Here is a 24048-nt window from a genome sequence, read left to right on the forward strand (position 1 = left end):
TTGCGCGCTTGGCCGAAGCTCATCGATGAGCTTCCGATGACTTGTGAATGCAGATGGACCCGCAATGAAAGCAACAGATCTGATTGAATCGTTGACCCGGAAGCTGGGAACCACCTCGCAGGGTGAGCTGGCCGCTGCTCTGGGGGTTTCAGTGGGAACGCTGATCAACTGGAAGAATCGCGACGAGGACCTTAGTGCCAATCAGGTGGCTTCCGCGTTGGCGAAGTCGCGGGAAGCGGCCGTGGATGAGTCGCAGTTCAGGACTATCCAGCCAATTGTAGAGTTCTACACGATTGACCGGTGCCTGACCAAGCAAGAGAAGAGTTGGCAGGTTTTCAACGGTGGTTCGGGCGCGAGCAAGTATGCGCAGGGAGTGAAGGCCGAGCTTGAAAATAGCTGTGGCATCTACATCTTCTATGATTCTCGTGGCCAGGCCTTGTACGTCGGAAAGGCTCGTGAGCAATCGCTCTGGAAGGAAATCAACCTGGCCTTCAATCGACGGCGCGATGTGCAGTCCATCTCGCTGGTTAGCCATCCTGATCGGAATCGGGAGTTCAAGCCAGGCTACGAAAAGCTTCGCCAGCCGAAACGGGTCAGTCTCGAGCTGTTCGACTTGGCTGGGTACTTCAGTGCGTACGACGTGGACCCGGGGATGATTGATGATCTCGAAGCCCTGATGGTTCGTGGCTTTGCCAACGATCTTATGAACATCCGCATGGAGACGTTCGCCCACTCGCGAAAGTGACCGTTCTGTGGTGCGTGACGCGCAATCACGCCAGGCTCGGGAGGTCTGATCGGATATCGAGTGTAGGTTCATGAATGCTCAGTTTCCGCAAGACTCAACTATTCCTAAGCATTTTTCGTTGCTGGTGCGAAATACTGCTCCGATGATTGCGCCCACTGAGAGGCAGCTCCGACGCACCGTGCTGTCTCCTGTGCGATGAGATGTGCCGGGTAAGAATGAGCTTGCATGTCGGGACGGGCCGATTGTTTCGATGCTGCCCTTCCTTCATTCCGCGTATTTCCAACGGATGGCCTGCATGGGCTTTCGCTGGAACTTTCAACGATCTGGATTCGCGTGCCGGCATGCATTGGCAGGTCGGCCCAACTTCGCTCTTCAAGGAGAAATTCGTGGCAAAGGAACTTACCGAAAGCAAGATCATGCAGGCGCTGGACTATGCCTACGAGAAGGCCATGAATGGCTTGCCGGGTGTCGACTCGGCCATCGAGATGGCTGAAAGCTACATGCGGGAGCCGGGCACACTGGAGGACAAGGCAAATTCGCTGGTTCGCTGGCAGAACACCAAGGCCGCGACCTCGGGGTTCGTCACGGGGTTGGGGGGGCTTCTGGTCATGCCGGTGACGATTCCAGCCAATCTTGCCAGCGTGTACTTCATTCAGATCCGAATGATTGCTGCGATCGCGCACATGGCGGGATACAACGTTCACGATGACAAGGTGAAGGCAATGGTTTACGCATGCCTGACGGGGAACGCCGCAAAGGAGGTGCTGAAGGACGTCGGCATCCAGTTTGGAAAGAAGCTGGCCCAGGCGAGCATCAACCGGATCACCGGCGCAACGATCATTCGCATCAACAAGGCTGTGGGCTTCCGTCTGCTGACGAAGGCCGGCACCACCGGCGTAGTGAACCTCAGCAAGATGGTTCCTATCCTTGGTGGTGTCATCGGCGGGGCGGTCGACGCCGCCACGACCAACATCGTGGGCAACGCCGCAGTGAGTGTCTTCATTGCAGATGAGTCGTCTATTACGCCGGCACCCGTGGTCTGAGCAGCATCTGCGCGCCGGATACGCTTCCAGCCGGATCCGGCGCAACTCCTCGTGTGGTAACTGAGATTCAGCTCGCCACCACCGGTTGCAGTGCCGCTCTCATGAGATTGCTGGCTGGTTCACACATTCAGCAAGCCGCGATCGGTCGCCTCTCTTCCTCCACCTGCCCCCCATCCCACCTATGCCATCATCCAGCCAGGACCGCAGCACCCATCAAGGCTGAACAGGCATGGAGCAGGCAACACGCTACACCGTAACCCTTTATCTGGCCGCGCCCGGCACCCCGCTGAAAAGTGGGGGCATCTCGCCGCGCGGCCACATGTACCTGCAGGTAGCCGCGGGCGACGAGGCCCACAGTTACGGCTTCGCACCGCCGCGCCAAGCACCGGGTGAAACCCGCACCGGCGTGCAGTACGCACAGGTGCGCCACGACGATGCCGACGAGCATCTGGACCCGTACTACAGCCGCACCTTGGAAATCACCGAGGAGCATTACGGCTGCCTGCGTGATTTCGCCGAGGAACCGGCCGAGTTCGAATTCGATGTGGATCGCCCAGCCACCATCAACCGCTGCAGCGATTTCGTCTGGGCCGCGCTGCACTATGCCGGCCTGCATCCGCTGCCGGCACCGCTGGACGGCGGCAGCAATCTGGGCGAGTTCGCGGTGCTGTTCAACCTGCCGGAAATCCAGTGCATTGCCGCGCCGTTCCCAGGCAGCGATCTGAATGCCGAAACCCACCATGCGATGCCCGAGCGCGAGGCCGAACATCATCGCCAGGGCGACCGTGCCAGCGATGAACCGCCGCCGACGCCGATTGAAGTGGCCGGCACGCTGCTGGACCCCTCGCATCCGGACCATCGCCTGTTCTCGCAGCTGATCCAGAAAGTGGCCGAGCTGGACGCTGCGCATGGCCGCCCGTTCGATGCGGCCAGCCAGCGCATCAGCGCCAGCCTGCTGGTGCTGGCCAAGCAGAACAATCTCTCTCGCGTGGACCACGTGCTGCTCAGCCAGCCGACGAAGAGCAGCCATGCGGCAGAGAGCATCTTCATCGTGCAGGGCGACCGCAACGACCCGGGGCACCGCCGCGCCAGCATCGCTACAGAAGTGGCGGCCAAGACCGATGTGGCCGATTCGCTGCGGTTGAAGGAGCAGTAATCCGCGCGCCTGCCATACGCGCGCCGGCGCACGCCACGCCCCCCACCTGCTACCATTCCCCCGCAACCCCAGCCAGCCCACCCCGCGCAGACAGATGCAGGTCGGGCCGTCGCAGTACGGCCCAGCGAGCCAGGACACCTTCCCGTGCCCATTCAAGGACGCTCGCATGTTCCGTAATCCTCTCTTCCGCTCGGCCGCGCTGGCCGTTGCCGTTTCGCTCAGCCTCGGCGTGCCCTCCGCATTCGCCGACAACGCGCCCGCCGCCAGTGCCACCGCCGCCGTGCAGCGCCAGGCCGTGGCCAAGGGCCTGTACGAGCTGGCCTACAGCCCGAAGCAGAACGCCGTGTTCGTGGCCTCCTCCGGCGGCTTCGGCGATGACGCCGGCCCGGCCCAGGTGCTGCGCCTGAACCCGAACACGCTGGCCGTGGAAACCCGTATCCCGCTGGAGCGCAAGGCGTTCGGCGTGGTGCTGGATGACGCCCACAACCGCCTGTACGTGGGCAACACCGTGGACCTGTCGGTGACCGTGGTCGACACCGCGCAGAACAAGGCCGTCGGCACCATCCAGCTGATGGAAAAGAAGACCAGCAAGGATGGCAAGGCCGCCTACACCCACGACCTGCGCGAGCTGGTGGTCGACAGCGCGGCCAACCGCCTGTACGTGACCGGCCACAGCAGCCAGCCGGACGTGAGCAGCGTGTTGTTCGTGATCGATACGAACACGCTGAAGGTGATCAACACCATCGACGGCCTGGGTAATGCCAAGGCACCGGGCCTGGCGTTGGATGCGGCCAACAAGCGCGTGTACACCAGCAACCTGCTGGCCGATCTGGTGGTGGTGGGCACCGATTCGAACAAGGTGGTGGCGCAGCATAAGATCGCCGCCGAGCAGCCGATGAACATCGCGCTGGACCCGGCCGGCAAGCGCCTGTTCGTGACCGACCAGGGCTCGGAATTCCTGCGTGGCTACCAGGCCAAGAGCAGCGGCCTGGTCAGCAAGCATCCGGGCCAGCGCGTGCTGGTGCTCGACCGCAGCACCGGCAAGGAACTGGCCAGCATCCCGACCGACGCCGGCCCGCTGGGCATCCTGCTGGATGCACCGCGCAAGCGCCTGTACGTGACCAACCGCGAAGCCGGTACGGTGACCGCGTACAACAGTGACAGCTACCAGAAGGTGGCGACCTACAAGGTGCCGACCCACCCGAACAGCTTGGCGCTGGATGCGAAGAACAACGTGTTGTTCGTGAGCATCAAGAACGGCGAGAAGGATGACAAGGGCGCTGACGAGAGCGTGGCGCGGATTCAGCTGTAATGGGGTGACGCCGGGGCACGCCCGGCGGCGAGCCGCGTGAAGAAGGCAGGGTGAAGACCCTGCCTTTTTCATTGGCCGGTTGCGGCGCCAGCAGCCGGCGGCTAGGGTTGAACCTCATGGCAGGGAGCCAAAGGATCTGAATCATGCTGGGTATCCACCGCTGGCTGCGCGCCGGCCTGGTCTTCACGCTGGCGGGCGCACTCGGCGCCTGCAGCAGCCGCGTACCGGATGCGCCGGAGCCACTGGATCTGGTCAAGCCAATTATCGTTGCCGAGCCTGGCCAGGCGGTGCGGTTCGAGTTCGAGACGAATGCCCGCAACTTCAAGCCGGGTCGCACGTATGCGCTGGAGCTGGAGTTGCAGCGCCAAGGGACAGGAAGGCCGGACGAGCCTGACGTGGGCACATCAAGGGTCCCGTTCGAGGTGACCCTGCAGCAATGGGGCACTGATGCCTGGAAGGATGTTCCCACCTACGACAGCTATCAGGCCGGGGTGCTCAATGCAGGTGAACAGCTTCCGGAATGGCATGCATCCAGCGAATGGCGGTATACGTCGCCGCACATGGGCAGTGACGGCCAATACACGCTGAGCCTGGTTGCTCTGCCACTGGAGCTTGATACCCGCTATCGCGTACAGGTTCGCACTGCGCAGGCCTCGCCGGAACTGCAGCATTACTCGGCTCAGTTGCGGGTACACGCAGCCCGGCCGCCAGGCAAGTAACCACTTACCACTGGAAGGAACGAAAGAATCACCTTATGGACAAGCCGCGCTATACCGTAGAGATCGTTATTGCTGCACCTGGCACACCGCTGATCGACCCCAGGACGCACAAGCCGGCCGTCGACGCTGAGGGTGTTCCGCAGACGTCCGCCCCAGGACATATGTTCTACGTCCTGCATGCACCCGGCGTGCCTGCGAAGAGCTATGGATTTGCTCCCAAGGAGCACGGAAGCATGAATGGTCCTGGCGCCATCATGGAGGATGACGCAACGGTCTATAGAGACCCGCGCTACACCCGTACCCTCGAGATCAGCGAAGAGCAGTACAGGAAGCTCCAGCAGTTCGGCTCGGACCCGGAGAAATTTGGTTTCAGCAAGCACTATCAGGATGTTCGCCACAACTGCGTGGACTTCACTTGGGAAGCGCTGAATCACGCGGGCATCCAGCGGAAAGGCAGCATCGACGTGAACGCGTTGGGTGGTCCCGCCGGCCAGCTTCTTCCGGATGTTCGCATTCCTCTTGACATCAAGGGGGCAGGCAAGGATGCATTCCGACCGCTGCGCAACATCCACGGTGTGGATAGCATTGATCCGCCGTTTCCGGACAGCGAGCTCAACCAGAGGAAAACCAATCCCCTGCCGGAGCGCAGTCTCAAGCAACACATGCTGAGTGATGCCGAGGGCATGGGCGAACGAAGCGGTGATCTTCTGGCCCGGCACAGCAACGACCCGCTGCTCTCGCAGATCCACCAGGGCGTGGCCCGGCTCGATGCAGAGCGGGGCCGTGCCTTCGATGCCACCAGCGAGAACATCAGTGCCAGCCTGTACGCGCTGGCCAAGGCCAATGGCCTGACCCAGGTCGACCATGTGCTGTTGAGCGATCGCACCGCGCAGGCCGATGTGGCGCAGAGCATCTTCATCGTCCAGGGGGAGCGCAACGACCCGGCACAGTTGCGGGCCAGCATGCCAACGGCGGTGGCCGCGCAGACACCGGCAGAAATCTCCTTCGAGCGCGCTGAGCAGCTGTCGCAGTCTGGGCAGGCGCGTACGCAGGATGAGCTGCAGCAGCGCCAGGTGCAGGAGCAGTCCGGGCCGCGCATGGCCTAGGGCGGCAAGCGTACGGCGAGCCGACGTTCTCGCGGTGGGCCGCCGGTAACGCTGGAGGCGGCTCAGCCCAGGCGGTGTGCCGGGTTCTGCTGTTGTTCCTGCTCACGGGCCTGCTGTTCGGGCAGCTGCCCCATGGCCGGCTGCTGCGGGGCAATGCCGAGCTTCTGCATCGACTGCTCCACCGGCATCTGCGCGGCCACTGCGGTCGGCATCATTGCCCGCAGGTGCGCCGGATTGGCCGGGTCGCCCTGTACCACGAAGATGTTGTGTCCTGCCGGCTGGTTGGCCGTGGCGTTGCTGACCAGCACGTGGTCGACCTGCTGCAGGCCCTGCTCGCGGGCCAGCACGGTCAGGCTGGCGGTCAGCCGCTCGCTGGTCTGGTCGAACGGACGGCCATGCTGCGCGTCCAGAGCAGCCACGCCCTGGCGGATCTGCTGGTTGAGGCCGTACTCGGGATGGTTGGGGGTGATCTCTGCCATGGGTCGATCTGCAGCGGTAGGTCGTGATGGACCTGGGCAGTATAGAACCGGTCCGTGAACCACCGCATCGCGGCGATCAGTCCGCCGGCCGATGGTCGTAGCTGATCACCCGCTCGGCCAGCCAGCGCCCGTCCACGCGGCGCCAGACCTGGATGAAGCGGGCCTGGCCGGTCCAGTGCTCGACACCCTTAGCATCACGCTCATGGAAGCGGTGGTCGCCGATCTCCAGGGCGCGGTCATCGTGCAGCGGAAACACCTGCAGCGAGCTTTCCACCAGCTCGCGGCGCAGGCGGGTGTGGTTGACGCGCGTGCTCTCGCACAGGGCGGCCACGCTGCGGCGGAAGTCGTCGCGCTTGCTGGCGGACTTGCCCGCCTTGTCATGGAAGAACTCCATGTCTTCAGTGGTCATGGCCGCGGCCTTGTCGGCATCGCAGTCGTCGAACGCGGCGGCGAACAGCTGCGCGTCGGCCTGGTGGATCTGCTCGCGCAGGTCATCGGAGGGCGCGGGTGCGGCGGCGAGGCCGGCGGCCAGCAGGGGCAGGGTGAGCAGCAGCATGGCGAGGCTCCAGGGCGGGATTCATGCAGGCTCGCACGGTGCTCCGAGGGCCGCAGCCGCCCTGCGACGAAACGGGATTTCCAGGGAGTGAATGCCCGCATCCATGGATTGGCCGGGTGGCGTGCCCTGTGCAGGCGGTGTCATGGCGGCCGGCGATTCCATCACGGTCGCGATAGGGGCCGGCCCATAGCCTGAAATCCTCCCCTTCCACAGGAGCTCCCATGCCTGCTTCCCGCGTCCGCCTGCACGTTGAAGACACCGGTGGCGATGGCCGCCCGGTCATTCTGATTCACGGTTGGCCGCTGTCCGCCGATGCCTGGAAGACGCAGGTGTCGATCCTGCGCGACGCGCAGCACCGGGTGATCAGCTACGACCGGCGTGGCTTCGGCCGTTCTGACAAGCCGGCAGAAGGTTACGACTACGACACGCTGGCGGCGGATCTGGCCGGGGTGATCGAGGAGCGTGACCTGCGCGACGTCACCCTGGTCGGCTTCTCGATGGGCGGTGGCGAGGTAGCGCGTTACGTGGCCAACCATGGCCAGGAACGCCTGCACAGTGTGGTGTTTGCAGCAGCGGTACCGCCGTTCCTGCTACGCAGCGACGATAACCCGGAAGGCCCGCTGACCCAGGACAAGGCCGACGAAATGCGCAGTGGATTGGAGAAGGATCGCGAGGCGTTCTTCGATGGCTTCACCCGCGATTTCTTCAGCGCCAATGGCCAGTTGATGGTGACCGAAGAGACGCGTCAGGCGGCCATCGCGCTGTGCCATCAATCCGACCAGACGGCGGCGCTGGGTTGCATGCACGCGTTCGCGACCACCGACTTTCGCGACGATCTGAAGAAGATCACGGTGCCAACACTGATTCTGCATGGTGACAGCGACGCCATCGTGCCGTTTGAAGGTTCTGGCCAGCGCACGCACCGGGCGATCGCAGGTAGCGAAGTGGTGATCCTGGAAGGCGCACCACATGGGTGCAATACCAGCCATGCCGACCACTTCAATCTGGCACTGCTGAACTTCCTGAAGCGGTAAGCTGCGGCCATGCGCCAGACCAAGACACCCCCGTGGAAGAAGCCCAACCCCAAGGGCCAGACCTCGCAGCCGCTGTCGCCTGCGCAGAAAGAGGCGGCGCGACAGCGGGCGGAAGAGAATGGACGGCGTTACCCGAATCTGGTGGACAACATGTGGGCCGCGAAGCTGCCGCGCGGATCGTGATCTGTAGAGTTGAGTAATGCTCGACTCCGCTCTGCATCCATCCACGCATGGCGTGGATCTACTGCAAAAGCAGCCGAGCGTGGGCTCGGCTCTACAGGTTGGCCAGCGGCTTCCAGCCGGGTTCCAGCCAGGGCGCGATCTTGTTCTGGCGGACGGTGATGGCCTCAACCGGCAGCCCCGCCAAGCGCGCAAGCTCTGCACGCAGCACATTGGTATCCACCGGCAAGGCCGCAGCCACCTGCAGCCGATCACCCTGATGCCTCACCTGTACCGGTAGCGTGGCGCGTGCCTCATGCTCGCCGCCGGTGCGCCCGATCGGGTAGCGCATCGCTACCGGCCGCGACAGCTGCGCCAGTGCGGGCTGCCACGCCTGCAGCACGAGAGGCTGCCCGGCAGCGGGAACCTGTACTTCTGCAATCGTGGCCGGGTAGCCAGTGAGGCTCTCGACCATCACCTGGAAGCGCGCGCCATCCGGCATGACCAGCACGGTGGCGATCAATGCGGAGAACGAGACGAACACGGCCGCGAGGTTCCAGCTGCGCGGCGCGGTGGCCGGGCGCGTTGCGGTGCGCAGGCCCGGTCTGCGCCGCAGTTTGCGTGCGTAGATGCGCCGGTCCTTCCGGCGCGGGCTGGTGCTGTGCTCGGGCAGGTTCAAGGGAACCCGTGGAAGACGCGCTACGCGGGCCTTGATCAGGCGCGACAGCAGCATCCACGCGATCACGAATGCCAGCAGCGGAAGCAGCGTTCTCACCCACAGATACAGCGTGACCATCCACAACACCTCTACGTACGACCATCCATGCTCATCCACATCCTACCGGGACCACGCGACGGTTGTCGTATCCGCCAGCCGACAAGCACAGGGCGCTTGGTTAGGATGGTCCTTTGTTGTCACGGATGAACCGATGGTCTCTGCCGCTACCCGCTTCTGTCGTATCTGTGGTCCTGGCCCGATCCTGCTGGCACTGCAGGTGGTGGCGCTGCTGGCGGTAGCGCTTGCAGCCGGCTTCTTCCACTACCGCGTGGGACTGCTGCTGGAGCCGGTGGATGACGCATGCGGTGGGCCTGACCCGGTCGCGCGCATGCAGGTGGCCGAACAGCTGCTGGCGCGGTCCACTGCGCTTGCACCATGGCAACCGTTGCAGTGGATTCCGATGGCAGGCGTGGCACTGGCGCTGCTGGGCGCGATGTCGATCAGCGTCTACCGCCTGGGTCGTCTGTCGGAACGCCTGCGACGCGCCAACTGGGGGGTGATGGCGCTGCACGCCGCGATCCTGGCGCTGGCCGTCAGGGCATTGCATCTGTACGACATGGCGTGGATCAGCGTAGCCAAACTGTCCCCAGCGGCGTGCCTGGTGGAACTGGGCGAGCAGGGCCGGCTGCCGCTGGCACAGGCGCAACAGGTGGTATTCGGCATCCTCACCCGCGAGCACGCGCCGCTGCTGCGCAATCCCGATGACCTTGCCCTGGTGCTGGTCGCGTTGATGCTGATGGCGATGGCTGAGGGATTCATGCTGTGGCGGGCGATCGTGCGCGAGCGTCAGGTGCAGTCGCGCAGCCCATAGCGGGTGCGTGGCCGACCACGCATACACAATCGCGCTAAAGTCAGCACTTCGCTCCTGCAAGGATGTGCTGATGCGTTGGTTGCTCCGTGCTGTGCCGTTGCTGCTGTGTTCGTTGGCGGTGCACGCCGCCGAAGTGGATCGCCGGATTGCGGTGACCATCGACGACCTGCCCTGGGCGCGGGTGGACCAGATCGTTCCGCCGGACCTGCAGTCGCGGCATGAAGCGCTGATGGCGCAGCTGCACCAGGCGGGTGTGCCGGTAGTCGGCTTCGTCAACGGGAACAAGCTTGAGATCGACGGGCAGGTGCAGCCGGCGCGGGTGCAGATGCTGCGCGACTGGTTGGACGCCGGTTATGCGCTGGGCAACCACACCTACTCGCACATGGACCTGAATGCCAAGGGCGTGCCTGCGTTCCAGCAGGATTTCCTGCGTGGCGAGGCGGTGCTGCGGCCGTTGCTGGCCGAGCGCGGGCTCAAGCCGCAGTGGATGCGCCATCCCTATCTGCGTGCCGGGCGCACGCCGGAAGAACGCGCGGAGATGGACGTGTTCTTCAAGCAGCATGGCTACCGCGTGGCACCGGTGACGGTCGACAACGGCGAGTGGGTGTGGGCGTTCGCCTACGCCAACGTGATGAACGAGCAGCCGGATTCACCGGCGCGCGAGGCGACGCTGGCACAGCTGCGCAAGGGCTACGTGCCGTACATGCTGAACAAGCTGGACTACTACGAGAAGCAGTCGCAGGCACTGCTGGGCTACGCGCTGCCACAGGTCTGGCTGATGCACGCCAACGAACTCAATGCAGCCACGTTTGCCGAACTGGTGGCGGCGACGAAGCGCCGCGGCTATCGCTTCATCTCACTGGATGAAGCGATGCGTGACCCGGCCTATGCACGTGGTGCCGAAGGCTACAGCGGCCGTTACGGCCCGAGCTGGTTGCACCGCTGGGCGATGGCGGAGAAGAAACCGAAGGAGTTCTACGCCGGTGAACCCGAGGTGCCGGCGTGGGTGATGAAGCTGGCCAAGGTGGATTCGGAGTGAGGCTCAGCGCTTGACGGCCAGCACACCGTCAAGCGCCAGCTCGGCCTTGAAGCCGGCCTTTTCCAGACGTTTGGCCACTTCACGTGGCACGTCGCGGCCGCTGGTAAGCTTGTTCGGCGCGCCGGTGTAATGGAACAGGCGACCGCCCTTTCGGATGACGCGGGCGAGGTGGTCGTAGAATACCTGCGAGTACAGTTCGCCGGCGATGCCGAAGCGCGGCGGGTCGTGCAGGATCGCGTCGACGCTGTTGCTGGCCACCTGTTCGATCTGCTGCGAGACATCGCCGTGGCTGAACTGCAGGCGGCCACCGGCCGCAGCCGATTCCGGATCCGGTGACCACGGGTTGAGCGTGCGCAGCCACATCACGTCGGCATTCTTCTCGAACGAACGGATCTGGCCGACACCGGCCTCCAGCGCGCAGGCGGCGAAATAGCCCAGGCCACCACAGGTATCGAGGATCACCTTGCCGGCCGGGGCGACCAGCTCGACCTTGCGGCGCGCATCCTCGAAGGGTGACAGCTTGGAGGTCGGCAGCATCTTGATGCCGTCGATCTCGAAGGTCGGTGCGCCCCATTCGGTCGGCACCAGCTTGATCAGCGAACCGCTGTAACGCGAGATCGGCGCGAATTCCTCGCCGTCCCAGTAGTACAGCGTGCGGTCCTTCAGCTTGCCCGGCCACGGGTAGGGCTGGCCACGGAAGCGGAAGCCGTCGGCATCCAGCGCCACGCTGTCCTCGCTGCGGCCGAGGTCGAGCGAGCCCTGCCAGTCGGCAGCGCCCTTGTCATGGGCACGGCGCAGGGTATCGGCGCTGTCGCGGGTCAGCAGGGGGCCGGTGTAATGGGGCACGGCGGGTACCGGGGCGGTTCGGGGGAGGGCATGGTACCGCAGCTGTTGTAGAGCCAAGCCGATGTCAAAGTAGGTCCACGCCATGCGTGGATGCAGGCAGGGAGGAGTCGGGCGTGGGCCCGACGCTAGCGCTGGTGCAGCTGTAACCGTGTGTGGTCCCTTCCCCCGCGATCATGCCGACGCCACGCGACGGCTGCATGCCCTGCCGCGCGCACGATCGACGATGGGCCTCCTGGGTTTGCGGTGGCTGCCGATCGAAGTCGTAGCGCATGCGGCCGTCCTCCTGCAGCAGCCAGTGCACGATGACGCGCTCCTTCGTGCCATTGCCGAGGTCCCAATCCAGAGTGCGCATTATCAGGATCTGGCCATCGGGCAGCTGCCGGACTTCGTCATAGGCACCCTGGGTCTTCGGCGCGCTTACCGCAAGCAGCAGAAACAGCAGCATTGGCATCGCTCCTCAAAGAAGACAGGATGCGCCCATAGTGCCCTGAGTCGCCATCAGAATCATTGCGTCTTACGGGCACTTCACCGCATACACCGGCCCAGCACCGATCAGCATCAGCGCCATGTAGTCACTATCACTGGCCTTGCCCTTCAATGTCGCGTCCTTGTTGAAGTGGAAGATGCCGAAGCCACCGGCCATGCGGATCAGCGCGCTGTCGATCTGCTCGGCGTCATCGCGGAAGTAGCGGCTGATCTCGCTGCGGGTGGCCTTGTGCAGAGCATTCGGCTCGCGCTGCCACTGGTCGCCGCGGCTGAAGGAGACGAAGTACTGGCCGCCTTCCCTGTCGATGCGGAAATCGGCCGGTTTGCGCGCGCCGGTGGCGAAGCAGCCCTGCAACGGGTCGGCGCTGAAAGGAAGCCCGGCGTCGCCACTGCAGGCGGCGAGCAGCAGGAGGGCACCGGGCAGCAGCAGGCGGAGCGTGCGCATGGGATGTCCCTACGGGGCAGGTGCGGCTAGTGTAGGCAGCATGCGGGCACGGCCCGTACAGAAATTCGGCAAGGACACAGGGGTTTTCGGATGGCGCAGGGCAGGGCACCGTGGTGCGGCATGACCAGTTGGCTTGGGATCGTGGTGGGCTGGGGCGCGGGCAGCGTCGCTGCGCAGGCGGCGGTGGCCGCAGGCGGCAATGGCATGGCTGCGGGATTGGGCGTGGGCGTGCTGGGCGCGGCACTGGTGGGCTGCGGCCTGGCGGTGGCCTCGCGCGTGCGCGGCGAGCGCTGGCCGTGGATCGGCATCGGTGGTGCGGTGCTGAGTGCGCTGCCGCTGCTGATGTACCTGCTGCGGATGATGCTGAAGCTCTGACTGTAGAGCCGAGCCCGTGCTCGGCTGATGGCCTGCGACAGCCGAGCATGGCTCGGCGCTGCAAAGGCAACGGCAAGCCGAGCATGGGTTCGGCTCTACAGATTCGACCGCAGTCGCGCAGGATCAGCTGCGGTGGATCTCCACCGTTACATGCACCAGCTCCTCATGGATCGCCAGTGCGTTGCGCACGGTATCGGCATCCAGACGGGCGTCGCTGGTAACCACGCTGGCGCTGACCGCGTACTTGCCGCGACCGACCTGCCAGACGTGCAGGTCGGCCAGGCGCGCCGGCCAGGGGCCCTGTTCGATCACTTCGCGAACTTCGGCCACCACCGGTGCGTCCATCTGCGCGTCGAGCAGGATGCGGCCGCTGTCGCGTAGCAGGCCTACAGCCCACACCGTGACCAGCACGGCGCCGACCAGGCCCATCACCGGGTCCAGCCAGGTCAGGCCCAGCAGCTTGCCGCCGAGCAGGGCGACGATGGCCAGCACCGAGGTGGCGGCGTCGGCCAGCACGTGCACGTAGGCCGAGCGCAGATTGAGGTCGTGACCGTGCGCATGGCCGTGATCGTGGTGTTCGTGGTCATGCCCGTGATGATGGCCATGGTCATGCCCGTGGTGGTGATGCGCGTGGCCCGGGCCGTCGTGCAGCCACCATGCGCAGAGCAGGTTCACGCCCAGGCCTACCGCAGCGATGGCGATGGCTTCGTTGTAGTGAATCGGCGCCGGTGCCCACAGCCGCTGCAGTGACTGCACGGCCATCAGCGCGGCGACGCCGAGCAGGGCGATGGCGCTGGTGTAGCCGGCCAGGATCTCGATCTTCCAGGTGCCGAAGGCGAAGCGCGGGTCGTGCGCGTAGCGGCGCGCGCAGCGGTAGGCGAACACCGCCAGGCCCAGCGCCAGCGCGTGCGAACTCATGTGCCAGCCGTCGGCGAGCACGGCCATGGAGTTGAACCACCAGCCGCCGATGATCTCCACCAGCATCATGCCCACGGTCAGCCACAGGGCGCGGCGGGTATTGCGTTCGGCCAGCGGATTGCCGTCGTCGAAGCGGTGTTCGTGGCGGCGGGCGGCGGCGAGGGCGTCCAGGTGCATGGGGGGACCAAGGGGGGTGGAGTGGATACCCCCATAGGGTATATGATCCAGTCATGGCCCATGTACACAAGAATCGAAAGCAGCTGCTGACCCGGGTGCGCCGTATCGCGGGTCAGGTGGCGGCGTTGGAGCAGGCGCTGGACAAGCCCGAGGGCGAGGCGGGCGACTGCGCGGACGTGCTGGTGCAGGTCGCCGCCGTGCGCGGTGCAGCCCACAGCCTGTTGATGGAACTGCTGCACGAGCACCTGCAGGAACATGTGGTGGCTGCCGACGACCCGCAGCAGCGGGCGGACGAGGCCGCGGTGCTGGTCGAGCTGCTTCGCCGCTACGGCAAATAGGCCGAGGGGCGGTAGAGTCGACTGTTAGTCGACTGCTCTTCGCCCAGGCGGCATGAGATCCCGCGCTTCGCGCGAGAGTCGACTAACAGTCGACTCTACCCCGCGTGCCGGTGCCGTGCGTTCCAGATGTGCGTGGCGGCCAGCAGCAGGCTGCCGGTGACGGTCATCGGCGTTTCCCAGTCATGCGAGGGCAGCGCCAGCGCGCCGGCCAGCAACAGGCCCAGACCGGCGCCGGCGGTGGCCCAGGCCAGCACCGGCAGCGGGTGACGGCGCTCGGCCCGCCACAGCGCGTAGCCGGTCAGCGGCAGGGCGATGGCCACGAACAGCAGATGCACCCATTCCGCTTCGGCCCAGGTGCCGAACAGGGGGAGCGCGGCGGCCAGCAGGGGCAGCGCCAGGCAGTGCAGCAGGCACAGGCTGGACAGGGCGACCGCGCCGGCATCGAGCAGGGCGGCAGAAGGCGACTTCATCGGGGGAGGCTCCTTGTGCAACAATTGTTATACAGTAACATTTCCGTTCCGCAGCCAACCCGCTCCGACATGAACACTGTTTCCCGCGCCGACCGTCGCCTTCCGGTCACCGTGCTGTCCGGCTTCCTGGGGGCCGGCAAGACCACCCTGCTCAACCAGATCCTGCGCAACCGCGAGGGTCTGCGCGTGGCGGTCATCGTCAACGACATGAGCGAGGTCAACATCGACGCGCAGCTGGTGCGCGAAGGTGGGGCCGAACTGCGCCGCACCGAAGAGACGCTGGTGGAGTTCAGCAACGGCTGCATCTGCTGCACGCTGCGCGATGACCTGCTGCAGGAAGTGCGGCGCCTGGCCGATGCGGGCCGCTATGACTATCTGCTGATCGAATCGACGGGCATCGGCGAGCCGATGCCGGTGGCGGCCACCTTCGCGGTGCGCGACGAGCACGGCTTCAGCCTGAGTGACATCGCGCGGCTGGACACGATGGTGACGGTGGTCGACGGCAGCGCGTTCCTTGCCGACTTCGGCTCGACGTCGCGACTGGCCGAGCGCGGCCAGCAGGCCGGCCCGGAGGACGATCGCGGCGTGGTTGACCTGCTGTGCGAGCAGGTGGAGTTTGCCGACGTGATCGTGGTCAGCAAGATGGACCAGGTGGATGACGAAGTGCTGCAGGACACGCTGGCTGTGCTGCGTGGCCTGAACCGCGACGCGAAGCTGCTGCTGTCCAGCTTCGGCAATGTGCCGCTGGCCGAGCTGCTGGATACCGGGCGCTTCGACATGGAGCGTGCGCAACGTGCGCCGGGCTGGGTGAAGGAACTGCGTGGCGAGCACACACCGGAAACCGAGGAGTACGGCATCGGTAGCTTCGTCTACCGCTCGCGACGTCCGTTCCACCCCGCGCGATTCGCCCGCGCGCTGCAGTCGGGCATGCCCGGCGTGATCCGCAGCAAAGGCTGGTTCTGGCTGGCCAACAGGATGGACTGGGTGGGCGAGCTGAACACCGTGGGTGCCGCGACGCGGACGCAGGCGGCGGGCTTCTGGTACGCCGCGCGCGATCGCGTGCGTGCGGGCATCGAGGACACCACACCGCTGTTGCCGCCGACACCGCTGCCGTACAGCGACCTCGGATGGGCGCGCCAGCAGGCCGACTGCTGGAGCGCGCCGTTGCCGGGACCGGAGGAGTTTCCGGACGCGGCCGCGCATTCGGCAATGCAGTGCCTGTGGCACCCGTTGTGGGGCGATCGGCGCCAGGAACTGGTGGTGATTGGCGTGCACATGGACGAGCGCGCCGTGCGCGCAGAGCTGGATGCCTGCCTGCTCAACGAACAGGAGCTGCGTGCGGGACCGCTGCTGTGGCAGCAGATGCCGCAGGCATTCCCGGTGTGGAAGCGCTGAGCTAACGGCTCCTGTAGATCCACGCCATGCGTGGATGGCGGTTCAACCGGTCTTTGCCCGCCTTGTAGAGCCGAGCCCACGCTCGGCTGGCGGATCATTCCATCCGCGCATGGCGTGGATCTACTGCAATTGCAGCCGAGCGTGGGCTCGGCTCTACAAAATCGAATCCACGCATGGCGTGGATCTACAAGGCATCTCGCCACTGCCAACCCTCGGGGTTCACCTGCAGCACGTGGGTCGGTCGCAATGCCTGCAGCAGGTGCCGGTCGTGGCTGACCATCACCAGCGCGCCCGGCCACGCCGCAAGCAGTTCCTCCAGCGCCTGCAATGCGCTCAGATCCAGCGCATTACCGGGTTCGTCCAGCAGCAACAGTTGGGGCGCGGGATCGGCATACAGCACGCTGGCCAGCGCACCCTTCACCCGCTCGCCATCACTGAGGCTGTGGGCCGCCCGCTGGATGCGCTGTGCATCCAGCCCGAGCAGGGCCAGCCGCGTGCGCAGCTCGCCTGGGTCCGCGCGCGGGTTGGCGGCCTGCACGGTGTCAAGGATGCTGCGCGCGCCGGACAGCCCCAGCAACTGCTGGTCGAGCAGGGCCAGTGGTGCATGCCGGTGCACGGTGCCACTGCATGCAGGCAGCTGGCCGGCCAACACACGCAGCAGGGTCGATTTGCCGCTGCCGTTGTCACCGACCACGGCGATGCGCTGCCCCCGGCGGATCTCCAGCTGCAGCGGGGCGCTGCAGCCATGTGGCAGCACCAGCGCCTCGGCCTCCAGCAGACGCGCGCTGCCACGCTCGCCCGCACCGGCAAACAGCGCCAGTTCCGGCGCCGCATGCACCGCGGATGCAGCTGCGCGCAGCTGCTCTGCGCTGGCCTGCAGGCGCTCGGCCTGCACCTGCTGTGCGCGGCCGTGGCTGGCCTCGGCGCGCTGCTTCTGCCGGCCGAGCAGGATCGGGGCCTGGTTGGCCTGCTTCGCATCACGGTTGCCACGTGCCTGGCGCTGCTGCTGGCGTTCGTGTTGTTCGCGCGCGCTGCGTTGCTGCTGCCGGTGCTGTGCACGTGCATGGTCAAGCTGGGCGGCGGCGGCTTCACGTTCGGCGGCGCGCGCGTCGGCGTAGTGCTGCCACGGTCCGCCATAGCGATGCAGCCCGCGCGCATCGAGCTCGACGATCTGCTGCATGTGCGCCAGCAGTTCGCGATCATGGCTGATCGCCAGCAGGCCGCCGCGCCACTGCTGCAACTGTTCATACAACTGTTGGCGATGGCGTGCGTCGAGGTGGTTGCTGGGTTCGTCCAGGATCAGCCAGTCGGCACCGCTGGCCCAGGCACCGGACAGCGCGACCTGCATGGCCTGGCCACCACTGAGGCGCGCGGCCGGCTGGGCCGGATCGAGGTCGTCGGGTAGCTGCAGCGTACGCCATTGCTGCTGCAGGCGTTCGCGCAGATCCCAGCGGTCGCCGACGCGGGCGAAGTCGGCCTCGTCCACGCTGCCGGCTTCGATGCGTTGCAGTGCGGCCAGTTCCGCGCCGACACCGGCCAGTTCACCGACCGTGCCGGCGGGTGGATAGCCGGGCGTCGGCAACAGGAACACGCGGGCACTGCCGCGAACCTGGCCATTGTCGGGCAGCAGCCGGCCGGCCAGCAGGCGTGCGAGCACGCTCTTGCCGGCGCCATTGGCACCGACGAGGCCGGTGGCGACCGGTTCGAAGGAAAACGTCAGATCGGAAAACAGCGGGCGGCCGTCGGCCAATCGATACGACACGCGATCGAGCGTGAGGGAATGCGGGGTCATGCGACCTCCATGGATGCCGGGTTCTCCCCTGCGCGCAGGGGCGGGAAGAGTCAGGCCGTCTAGTGGGAAGACGGCGGCATCAATGGCGCATTGGTCGCGAGCCTCTTGGAGGAATGAGCGGCCAGTATAGCGGCAGTGGCTGAATGGTCGGGTGCGCGGCCGCCGGGCATGGCCCGGCGCTACCGATGATCGGGCGGTTCTGTAGCCGAGCCGATGCTCGGCTTCCTTTCGCCGCGAGACGCATCCACGCATGGCGTGGATCTACGGCACGGTACCCAGGCGGGCGCCGACGAAGTCGATGAACACCCGCAGCTTCGGCAGTACGTGTCGGCCCGACGGCCACAGCAGATGGAAGGTGCCGCAGGAATGCACGTGTTCGTCCAGCACCGTGACCAGGCGGCCGTCGGCCAGGGCATCGCGCACCGAGTGCACCGGCACGAAGGCCAGGCCGATATCGCGCAGTGCGAGCGCTACCCGCGCTTCGATGGTGTTGGCCACCATGTGCACCGGAAGCTCCTGCGGCGTTTCATCGTCGGGCCAGTGGATCGGCCACGGTTCCAGCTTGCCGGTGGTGGGGAAGCGATAGTGCAGCAGCGTGTGCTGCATCAAGCCTGCCGGCGTGCGCGGAACGCCGCAGCGCTGCAGGTAGCCCGGCGAGGCAACGACACGCCGCGGGAATACCCCCAGCCGGCGTGCGTTCATCCGCGAGTCGCTGGGTTCGCCGACGCGCAGCACCGCATCGAAGCCCTCCTCGATGACATCAACCAGGCGGTCACTGAAGTCCAGGTCCAGGCGGATATCCGGATACGCGGCCATGAACTCGGCCATCAACGGCAGGGTGAGGTCGCCCACCAGCGGCAGGCTGATGCGCAGCGTACCGCGGGGCGTGGCGTGCGGCTGTGCGAGCTCGGTGCGTGCAGCATCGCGCTCGTCGAGGATGCGCCGGCAACGCGCCAGGAACAGCTGACCCTCGGCGGTGAGCGTGATGCTGCGCGTGCTGCGGTGGAACAGGCGCACGCCCAGTGCGTGCTCCAGCCGCGCCACGCACTTGCCCGCTGCCGAGGCGGATATGCCCTGCAGGCGCCCCGTCTCGACGAAGCTGCGGGTATCAGCCGCGTGCACGAAGGTCTGCAGGTTGGCGAGGTTGTCCAGGACTGACATGGGCGTGCGGGCAATGAAAGCGGCAGGGTAGGCCGGTGCGGCTGTAGCGGGCGGCTCCGCCATCGCAACACTGTGGTGCGGGGTGGCGTGGAGACCGTTGCGGCCTTGCGGTTCCGGCCATCATGCCGATTGCGGACTACACGGTCCATGATGCCCGGAGCGGCAACCGGCTTTTTGCGCGGACGCCCGCTGCCTAACGTGGCGGCCTCTCCCCCACGGATCACCGCGATGAATGCCGCTCCTTCCTTCGAACCTGCGCCGACACTTCCTTCGGTGCAGCGGCTGCTGCAGCAGGTCCACCCGCAGCGCCTGGTCGGTGCGGTGGTGCTGGTGCGCGAGCACGGCGCGCTGCGCCATGCCAGCGCCACGGGCCTGGCGGATCGCGAGTCGGCCACGCCGATGCAGCGCGACCAGCTGTTCCGGCTGGCCTCGGTGAGCAAGCCGCTGCTGACCACGGTGATCCTGGGCCTGGTGGCCGAGGGCGTGCTCGACCTGGATGCACCGGTGCAGCGCTGGCTGCGGGACTTCCGCCCGGCGCTGGCTGATGGCAGCACGCCAGCGATCAGCCTGCGCCAGCTGCTCAGCCACAGCAGCGGGCTGGGCTATCGCTTTCTCGAAGCCGATGCGAAGGGTCCCTACGCACGCGCTGGCGTCAGCGATGGCATGGACGCGAACCCGCTCTCTCTGGCCGACAACGTGCGCCGCATCGCGCAGGCACCCCTGCTGTTCGCGCCGGGCAGCCAGTGGCTGTACTCGCTGGGCATGGACGTTGCCGGTGCCGTGGCTGAAGCAGCGACCGGTGAATCCCTGCAGGCACTGTTCGAGCGCTTGCTGGCCGCACCCCTGGGCCTGCGGGACACCGCCTTCGCTGCGCGCAACGCGGCACGGCTGGCCACGCCCTATGTGAGCGACACACCGCAGCCGCACCGCCTGCGCGAAGGCGAGGTGGTCGCTCCGTTCGAGGGTACCGTCGGTATCGAGTACAGCCTCGCGCGCGCCACCGATGCCAGCCGTTTCCCCTCGGCCGGGGCAGGCCTGGTCGGTAGCGCCGATGAAGTGATGGCGGTGCTGGAGGCCTTGCGTGATGTGCAGCGTTCAGGCCTGTTGCCGCCCGCACTGGCAGCGGAGATGGCCAGCCCGCAGGTGGGCGAACAGGGGCCGCCGGAACCGGCCGGCTGGGGTTTTGGCCTTGGCTTTGCGGTGCTGCGCGATGCGGCCGCCAGCGGTACGCCGCAGAACGTAGGTACATGGCGTTGGGGCGGTGCCTACGGGCACAGCTGGTTTGTCGATCCTGCGCGTGGGCTCAGCGTGGTGGCGCTGACCAACACCCTGTACGAAGGCATGGACGGTGCCTTCGTCGATGAGCTGCGCGATGCGGTCTATGCTGATCTGGAGACCGCGCGATGAGCGGCCATGCCATCGATGCGGCTGGCCCGGCCGGTGAAGCCACGCGCCTGCCGTGGGCGGGACTGCTGGCGCTGGCCGGTGGCGGCTTCATCACTCTGCTGACCGAGACCCTGCCGGCCGGCGTCCTGCGGCCGATGGGCGAAAGCCTCGGTGTGAGCGACGCGGCGGTTGGCCAGCTGGTCAGCGTGTACGCGCTCGGCTCGGTGATGGCCGCACTGCCGATGACCGCACTGACCCAGCGCCTGCCGCGACGTCCCTTGCTGCTCGCCGCGATTGCCGGCTTCGTGGTGGTCAATACGCTGACCGCATTGAGCAGCAGCTACCCGCTGATCCTGGCCGCGCGCTTCCTGGCCGGCGTGTGTGGTGGCCTGCTGTGGTCGCTGGTGGCCGGCTACGCCGCGCGCATGGTGGTGCCCTCGCTGCAGGGCCGGGCAATCGCGGTGGCGATGGTCGGATCGCCGCTGGCACTGTCGCTGGGCGTACCGGCGGGCACCTTGCTGGGCCAGCAGATCGGCTGGCGCTGGGCATTCGCGCTGATGAGCGTGCTGGCAGTCGTGCTGCTGGCCTACGCGCGCTGGGCATTGCCCGCGTTGCCGGCGGCGGCGGCCGGTCAGCGTACGTCGTTGGCTACGGTGTGGCGCATGCCGGGCGTGCGCAGCGCGTTGGCGGTGATGGTGCTGTACGTGCTGGCGCACAACGTGCTCTACACCTACATCGAACCGCTGGCGGTGGAGGCCGGAGCCGGCCCGTGGCTGGACCGCCTGCTGCTGGCCTTCGGCCTGGCCGCCATCGCCGGCATCGTCATTGCCGGCTGGGGTGTGGACCGTCATCTGCGCACGCTGGTGTGGGCCGCGGTGATCGGCTTCATCGTGCCGGTGCTGACCCTGCTGTTGTGGCCGGGCGACGCGATCGCGCTGCTGCTGGCGACGATCCTGTGGGGCGTTGCCTTCGGCGCGGTACCTACGTTGTTCCAGACCGCATTGGCGCGGCGTGCCGGTGCCGCCGCGGATCTGGCGCAGTCGATGCTGGTGACCGGCTGGAACCTGGCCATTGCTGCCGGTGGCGTAGCAGGGGGTGTGCTGCTGCAGGCGGGCGGCCCGAACCAGTTGGGATGGCTGCCGCTGCTGCTGCTGGCGGTGAGCGTGGCGTGGCTGTTGGCACGGCCGAAGGCCTGGGCGTAGGCGGCGATCAGTGATGGCGCGGTGCCGGCCAGCGGCCGGCACTACCGTGGTCCACGCCATCCACGCATGGCGTGGATCCACCGAGCACAGCGACCCGCGTTTGCCTTTGCTTTTGCCTTCTTCCGTTGATTCCGTGGCGGGACGCCGCCGGAACCTGTCAGAGGCCGGGGCGGTCGGGTTCGCGGGGGTGTCCGCGGCATGGATGCCGCGGCCAAGCCCCCATGGACGGGTTTACGGCGTCCCCCGCGAACCCGACCGTCCCGGCCACCCCGGGGATAGCAGTACGCGACCCACCACGAGGGGCTCCGCCGTTCGCCGTCCTACTCCACTCCCTCACGCTCGATCGGCACGCTGCGCGGATTCTGCATGTGCTCCCGCGCCGCGCCATAGCGCTGCTGCCGCTTGTGATGGAACACCACGAACTCATCCCGTGGCAGCGGCCGCGAGAACAGCCAGCCCTGCGCGAACTCGACCTTGCGGGTATGCAGATACGCCAGCTGTGCCTCGGTTTCAACGCCCTCGGCCACCACCCACAGGCCCAGCTCCTTGGCCATGTCGATGATGTGCGGCGTCACCGGGCTGGTTGCACTCTCGGTGCCGATCGCATCGATGAACGACTTGTCGATCTTCAGCGCGTCCAGCGGCAGCTGTTCCAGGTACTGCAGGCTGGAGAAGCCGACGCCGAAATCGTCAATGGCCACGCTGTGCCCGGCCCGACGTGCCTGTGCCAGCATCGTGCGGGCGCGGTCCAGGTCGAGGAAGCCGCGCTCGGTGGCCTCCATCCAGATCTGCTGCGGCAGGATGCCGCTGCCGGCCATGTGCTTGGAGATCATCTTCAGCGCGCGGCCGCTGCTGATGTCTTCGGCGGCCAGGTTGATCGCGATGTGCGCGCTGCGGTCGGCCACCAGCAGCTCGCGCATGTCGCGCACCACGTTCTCGATCACCAGATCGGTGACCGCGCCGATCATGCCGGCCTCTTCGGCCAGCGGAATGAACAGGTCCGGCCGCACCTGGGTGCCATCCGGGCGCTGCCAGCGCACCAGCGCTTCGGCGCCGACGCAGATGCCGGTATCCAGTTCGATGATGGGCTGGTAGTGCAGGTACAGCTCGCGGCGGCGGATCGCCGTGGCCAGCTCGCCGCGCAGCGACAGGCGGCGACGCGACAGCCAGATCACCAGGCCGGCACCGACAGCGGCCAGCAGAACGCCGATCGGCACGAACAGCCACGCCTGCTGGCGGAAGGTCGCGGCGAGCGCGGTACGCGGTGTGGTCGCGATCGCCAGCCACTCTTCGTTGCGGGCGGTGGCGTACAGGGTGTTGTGGTCCAGGCCTTCACCAGGCGCGCGCAGCAGGGTCTCCAGCAATGCCGGATCCATGCCGTCCTGCCTGGCCAGGAGGCGGCCGTCCGGGCTGGCCAGGGCAAGGCGCACGTTCGGGTCGGCGATGACATCGACGAAGCGGCGCGGATCGACCAGCACGTCGTAGTTGCCATACAGGATCGACAGGACCTGGCGCCGTCCGCTTGCCTCGGGGCGCACATCCACGGCGATGCCGGCGCCATCACTGGTGACGTGGTCGGACTTGGGCTGGTTGACGTCGGACAGGAACGGCCCCCACGACGTACAGCGTAGCTTGCCACCCTCGAAGTAGCCCATCTGGTCGACCGACGGCGAGGTCATCACCAGCGTCTGCATGCGCCGGATATGGTCGGGCCCGCAGGCGTTGTGGGCGCCGACCTCTGCCGACTGCAGTGCCGCCAGTGCTTCCTGGTAGGACTGGTCGGCGCGGCGCAGGGCACGGCCGGCAATGTCGCGCAGGCGTTGCTGCTCGACGCTGACCGCACGGTCCCAGGTGGCATAGGCCATCACCGCGATCGGCACGGCCGCGGCCAGCAGCGCCAGTGCGGTGCCACCAATGATGACGCGCAGCCGGCTCATGGCCGGGGCTCCAGCGGGGCAGGCAGGGCAGGGCGCATGGTCGGGCCGATCCTTGGGCAGGTGCGGCTATCTGAGCATGGCGCCGGGCCGGGCGGAATGGGATGAATCCGGTATTTGGTCACATTGTGATGAAAGCGGCCAAGTTTGACGGGATTGGCTCATCCGGCGCTGGCGCTCCTGCCT

Annotated in this window: 26 protein-coding genes; 15 read left to right on the forward strand and 11 right to left on the reverse strand. The window is 66.5% G+C overall.

Translation table 11 applies throughout. The annotated features are described in order from the left end of the window. The first annotated feature begins 64 nt into the window (after positions 1-64). The 6 genes from N5D45_RS11485 to N5D45_RS11510 all read left to right on the forward strand — a co-directional run bounded on the left by N5D45_RS11485 (position 65) and on the right by N5D45_RS11510 (position 6081). Positions 65-745, forward strand: coding sequence for a helix-turn-helix domain-containing protein (locus N5D45_RS11485; RefSeq protein ID WP_279938973.1), 681 nt, complete (start codon positions 65-67; stop codon positions 743-745). Between the two features lie 341 nt (positions 746-1086). Then, complete coding sequence (locus N5D45_RS11490) at positions 1087-1788, forward strand: EcsC family protein (protein ID WP_279938974.1); 702 nt, start codon at positions 1087-1089, stop codon at positions 1786-1788. Positions 1789-2017: 229 nt separating this feature from the next. Then, a complete protein-coding gene (locus N5D45_RS11495) occupies positions 2018-2944 on the forward strand; it encodes an XVIPCD domain-containing protein (RefSeq protein ID WP_279938975.1) in 927 nt (308 codons plus the stop codon). 166 nt (positions 2945-3110) lie between these two features. After that, positions 3111-4256, forward strand: a complete 1146-nt coding sequence (locus N5D45_RS11500; RefSeq protein WP_279938977.1) for a YncE family protein — start codon at positions 3111-3113, stop codon at positions 4254-4256. A gap of 143 nt (positions 4257-4399) precedes the next feature. Then, complete coding sequence (locus tag N5D45_RS11505; protein ID WP_279938978.1) at positions 4400-4975, forward strand: hypothetical protein; 576 nt, start codon at positions 4400-4402, stop codon at positions 4973-4975. Positions 4976-5010: 35 nt separating this feature from the next. Next, positions 5011-6081, forward strand: a complete 1071-nt coding sequence (locus N5D45_RS11510; RefSeq protein ID WP_049428652.1) for an XVIPCD domain-containing protein — start codon at positions 5011-5013, stop codon at positions 6079-6081. Positions 6082-6143: 62 nt separating this feature from the next. Here the strand turns inward: N5D45_RS11510 and N5D45_RS11515 are convergent, their stop codons facing one another. After that, on the reverse strand, positions 6144-6560 hold the full coding sequence (locus tag N5D45_RS11515; RefSeq protein WP_049454430.1) for an XVIPCD domain-containing protein: 417 nt from the start codon (positions 6558-6560) through the stop codon (positions 6144-6146). A gap of 76 nt (positions 6561-6636) precedes the next feature. Continuing rightward, positions 6637-7116 (reverse strand): DUF4440 domain-containing protein, encoded by a 480-nt coding sequence (locus N5D45_RS11520; RefSeq protein ID WP_279938980.1) that lies wholly within the window; start codon positions 7114-7116, stop codon positions 6637-6639. A 221-nt stretch (positions 7117-7337) separates the two neighbouring features. Between N5D45_RS11520 and N5D45_RS11525 the strand changes: the two genes are divergently transcribed. Further along, positions 7338-8150 carry an alpha/beta hydrolase gene (locus N5D45_RS11525; RefSeq protein ID WP_099560723.1) on the forward strand — a complete coding sequence of 271 codons (813 nt, stop codon included), beginning with the start codon at positions 7338-7340 and terminating at the stop codon, positions 8148-8150. A 9-nt stretch (positions 8151-8159) separates the two neighbouring features. Next, the gene (locus N5D45_RS11530; RefSeq protein WP_005412082.1) at positions 8160-8333 is read left to right on the forward strand and encodes a hypothetical protein; all 174 of its coding nucleotides are present in this window, start codon (positions 8160-8162) and stop codon (positions 8331-8333) included. A 91-nt stretch (positions 8334-8424) separates the two neighbouring features. Here N5D45_RS11530 and N5D45_RS11535 read toward each other — a convergent pair whose 3' ends face one another. Further along, a complete protein-coding gene (locus N5D45_RS11535; RefSeq protein WP_279938982.1) occupies positions 8425-9105 on the reverse strand; it encodes a hypothetical protein in 681 nt (226 codons plus the stop codon). Between the two features lie 133 nt (positions 9106-9238). On the opposite strand from N5D45_RS11535, the gene N5D45_RS11540 reads away from it, so the two are divergent. Both N5D45_RS11540 and N5D45_RS11545 read left to right on the forward strand, forming a co-directional pair. Continuing rightward, a complete protein-coding gene (locus N5D45_RS11540) occupies positions 9239-9898 on the forward strand; it encodes a hypothetical protein (protein WP_164193597.1) in 660 nt (219 codons plus the stop codon). 70 nt (positions 9899-9968) lie between these two features. Beyond that, positions 9969-10937, forward strand: coding sequence for a polysaccharide deacetylase family protein (locus N5D45_RS11545; protein ID WP_279938983.1), 969 nt, complete (start codon positions 9969-9971; stop codon positions 10935-10937). A gap of 3 nt (positions 10938-10940) precedes the next feature. Here the strand turns inward: N5D45_RS11545 and N5D45_RS11550 are convergent, their stop codons facing one another. The 3 genes from N5D45_RS11550 to N5D45_RS11560 all read right to left on the reverse strand — a co-directional run bounded on the left by N5D45_RS11550 (position 10941) and on the right by N5D45_RS11560 (position 12714). Next, positions 10941-11783: an MnmC family methyltransferase gene (locus tag N5D45_RS11550; RefSeq protein ID WP_071306553.1), complete on the reverse strand. Its 843-nt coding sequence runs from the start codon at positions 11781-11783 to the stop codon at positions 10941-10943. Positions 11784-11847: 64 nt separating this feature from the next. After that, a complete protein-coding gene (locus N5D45_RS11555; RefSeq protein WP_164194397.1) occupies positions 11848-12228 on the reverse strand; it encodes a hypothetical protein in 381 nt (126 codons plus the stop codon). A gap of 69 nt (positions 12229-12297) precedes the next feature. After that, positions 12298-12714 (reverse strand): hypothetical protein, encoded by a 417-nt coding sequence (locus N5D45_RS11560; protein WP_279938985.1) that lies wholly within the window; start codon positions 12712-12714, stop codon positions 12298-12300. A 90-nt stretch (positions 12715-12804) separates the two neighbouring features. On the opposite strand from N5D45_RS11560, the gene N5D45_RS11565 reads away from it, so the two are divergent. Continuing rightward, the gene (locus N5D45_RS11565; protein WP_164194399.1) at positions 12805-13089 is read left to right on the forward strand and encodes a hypothetical protein; all 285 of its coding nucleotides are present in this window, start codon (positions 12805-12807) and stop codon (positions 13087-13089) included. A 123-nt stretch (positions 13090-13212) separates the two neighbouring features. On the opposite strand, the gene dmeF is transcribed toward N5D45_RS11565, so the two are convergent. Next, positions 13213-14184: a CDF family Co(II)/Ni(II) efflux transporter DmeF gene (gene dmeF, locus N5D45_RS11570; RefSeq protein ID WP_279938986.1), complete on the reverse strand. Its 972-nt coding sequence runs from the start codon at positions 14182-14184 to the stop codon at positions 13213-13215. 53 nt (positions 14185-14237) lie between these two features. Here dmeF and N5D45_RS11575 point away from each other — a divergent pair, with 53 nt between their 5' ends. Then, positions 14238-14522, forward strand: a complete 285-nt coding sequence (locus N5D45_RS11575) for a metal-sensing transcriptional repressor (protein WP_010484160.1) — start codon at positions 14238-14240, stop codon at positions 14520-14522. A gap of 95 nt (positions 14523-14617) precedes the next feature. Here N5D45_RS11575 and N5D45_RS11580 read toward each other — a convergent pair whose 3' ends face one another. Then, entirely contained in the window at positions 14618-14992 is a 375-nt protein-coding gene (locus N5D45_RS11580) for a MerC domain-containing protein (RefSeq protein ID WP_010484159.1), read from the reverse strand. Positions 14993-15061: 69 nt separating this feature from the next. On the opposite strand from N5D45_RS11580, the gene N5D45_RS11585 reads away from it, so the two are divergent. Then, positions 15062-16387: a GTP-binding protein gene (locus tag N5D45_RS11585; protein ID WP_279938988.1), complete on the forward strand. Its 1326-nt coding sequence runs from the start codon at positions 15062-15064 to the stop codon at positions 16385-16387. A 184-nt stretch (positions 16388-16571) separates the two neighbouring features. On the opposite strand, the gene N5D45_RS11590 is transcribed toward N5D45_RS11585, so the two are convergent. Further along, positions 16572-18179 carry an ATP-binding cassette domain-containing protein gene (locus tag N5D45_RS11590; RefSeq protein ID WP_279938989.1) on the reverse strand — a complete coding sequence of 536 codons (1608 nt, stop codon included), beginning with the start codon at positions 18177-18179 and terminating at the stop codon, positions 16572-16574. A 261-nt stretch (positions 18180-18440) separates the two neighbouring features. Beyond that, on the reverse strand, positions 18441-19340 hold the full coding sequence (locus N5D45_RS11595; RefSeq protein WP_019337977.1) for a LysR family transcriptional regulator: 900 nt from the start codon (positions 19338-19340) through the stop codon (positions 18441-18443). Positions 19341-19568: 228 nt separating this feature from the next. Between N5D45_RS11595 and N5D45_RS11600 the strand changes: the two genes are divergently transcribed. After that, a complete protein-coding gene (locus tag N5D45_RS11600) occupies positions 19569-20747 on the forward strand; it encodes a serine hydrolase (protein ID WP_279938991.1) in 1179 nt (392 codons plus the stop codon). Further along, complete coding sequence (locus N5D45_RS11605) at positions 20744-21928, forward strand: MFS transporter (protein WP_197654802.1); 1185 nt, start codon at positions 20744-20746, stop codon at positions 21926-21928. The genes N5D45_RS11600 and N5D45_RS11605 overlap by 4 nt, the downstream gene beginning before the upstream one ends. Positions 21929-22248: 320 nt before the next feature. Here N5D45_RS11605 and N5D45_RS11610 read toward each other — a convergent pair whose 3' ends face one another. Continuing rightward, the gene (locus N5D45_RS11610) at positions 22249-23865 is read right to left on the reverse strand and encodes an EAL domain-containing protein (RefSeq protein WP_010484153.1); all 1617 of its coding nucleotides are present in this window, start codon (positions 23863-23865) and stop codon (positions 22249-22251) included. Positions 23866-24048 lie beyond the last annotated feature (183 nt).

Origin of the sequence: Stenotrophomonas sp. GD03819 (assembly GCF_029841665.1) — a bacterium.
Classification (GTDB): Bacteria; Pseudomonadota; Gammaproteobacteria; order Xanthomonadales; family Xanthomonadaceae; genus Stenotrophomonas; species Stenotrophomonas geniculata.

Bases quoted from the DNA above. Each gene is read 5' to 3' on its own strand.
- N5D45_RS11535 (WP_279938982.1), bottom strand. From the start codon at position 9,105: ATGGTCACGCTGTATCTGTGGGTGAGAACGCTGCTTCCGCTGCTGGCA.
- N5D45_RS11520 (WP_279938980.1), bottom strand. From the start codon at position 7,116: ATGCTGCTGCTCACCCTGCCCCTGCTGGCCGCCGGCCTCGCCGCCGCA.
- N5D45_RS11545 (WP_279938983.1), top strand. From the start codon at position 9,969: ATGCGTTGGTTGCTCCGTGCTGTGCCGTTGCTGCTGTGTTCGTTGGCG.
- N5D45_RS11605 (WP_197654802.1), top strand. From the start codon at position 20,744: ATGAGCGGCCATGCCATCGATGCGGCTGGCCCGGCCGGTGAAGCCACG.
- N5D45_RS11495 (WP_279938975.1), top strand. From the start codon at position 2,018: ATGGAGCAGGCAACACGCTACACCGTAACCCTTTATCTGGCCGCGCCC.
- N5D45_RS11505 (WP_279938978.1), top strand. From the start codon at position 4,400: ATGCTGGGTATCCACCGCTGGCTGCGCGCCGGCCTGGTCTTCACGCTG.
- N5D45_RS11555 (WP_164194397.1), bottom strand. From the start codon at position 12,228: ATGCTGCTGTTTCTGCTGCTTGCGGTAAGCGCGCCGAAGACCCAGGGT.
- dmeF (WP_279938986.1), bottom strand. From the start codon at position 14,184: ATGCACCTGGACGCCCTCGCCGCCGCCCGCCGCCACGAACACCGCTTC.
- N5D45_RS11600 (WP_279938991.1), top strand. From the start codon at position 19,569: ATGAATGCCGCTCCTTCCTTCGAACCTGCGCCGACACTTCCTTCGGTG.
- N5D45_RS11510 (WP_049428652.1), top strand. From the start codon at position 5,011: ATGGACAAGCCGCGCTATACCGTAGAGATCGTTATTGCTGCACCTGGC.
- N5D45_RS11515 (WP_049454430.1), bottom strand. From the start codon at position 6,560: ATGGCAGAGATCACCCCCAACCATCCCGAGTACGGCCTCAACCAGCAG.
- N5D45_RS11530 (WP_005412082.1), top strand. From the start codon at position 8,160: ATGCGCCAGACCAAGACACCCCCGTGGAAGAAGCCCAACCCCAAGGGC.
- N5D45_RS11590 (WP_279938989.1), bottom strand. From the start codon at position 18,179: ATGACCCCGCATTCCCTCACGCTCGATCGCGTGTCGTATCGATTGGCC.
- N5D45_RS11525 (WP_099560723.1), top strand. From the start codon at position 7,338: ATGCCTGCTTCCCGCGTCCGCCTGCACGTTGAAGACACCGGTGGCGAT.
- N5D45_RS11500 (WP_279938977.1), top strand. From the start codon at position 3,111: ATGTTCCGTAATCCTCTCTTCCGCTCGGCCGCGCTGGCCGTTGCCGTT.
- N5D45_RS11540 (WP_164193597.1), top strand. From the start codon at position 9,239: ATGGTCTCTGCCGCTACCCGCTTCTGTCGTATCTGTGGTCCTGGCCCG.
- N5D45_RS11595 (WP_019337977.1), bottom strand. From the start codon at position 19,340: ATGTCAGTCCTGGACAACCTCGCCAACCTGCAGACCTTCGTGCACGCG.
- N5D45_RS11490 (WP_279938974.1), top strand. From the start codon at position 1,087: ATGCATTGGCAGGTCGGCCCAACTTCGCTCTTCAAGGAGAAATTCGTG.
- N5D45_RS11585 (WP_279938988.1), top strand. From the start codon at position 15,062: ATGAACACTGTTTCCCGCGCCGACCGTCGCCTTCCGGTCACCGTGCTG.
- N5D45_RS11565 (WP_164194399.1), top strand. From the start codon at position 12,805: ATGGCGCAGGGCAGGGCACCGTGGTGCGGCATGACCAGTTGGCTTGGG.
- N5D45_RS11580 (WP_010484159.1), bottom strand. From the start codon at position 14,992: ATGAAGTCGCCTTCTGCCGCCCTGCTCGATGCCGGCGCGGTCGCCCTG.
- N5D45_RS11485 (WP_279938973.1), top strand. From the start codon at position 65: ATGAAAGCAACAGATCTGATTGAATCGTTGACCCGGAAGCTGGGAACC.
- N5D45_RS11575 (WP_010484160.1), top strand. From the start codon at position 14,238: ATGGCCCATGTACACAAGAATCGAAAGCAGCTGCTGACCCGGGTGCGC.
- N5D45_RS11560 (WP_279938985.1), bottom strand. From the start codon at position 12,714: ATGCGCACGCTCCGCCTGCTGCTGCCCGGTGCCCTCCTGCTGCTCGCC.
- N5D45_RS11610 (WP_010484153.1), bottom strand. From the start codon at position 23,865: ATGAGCCGGCTGCGCGTCATCATTGGTGGCACCGCACTGGCGCTGCTG.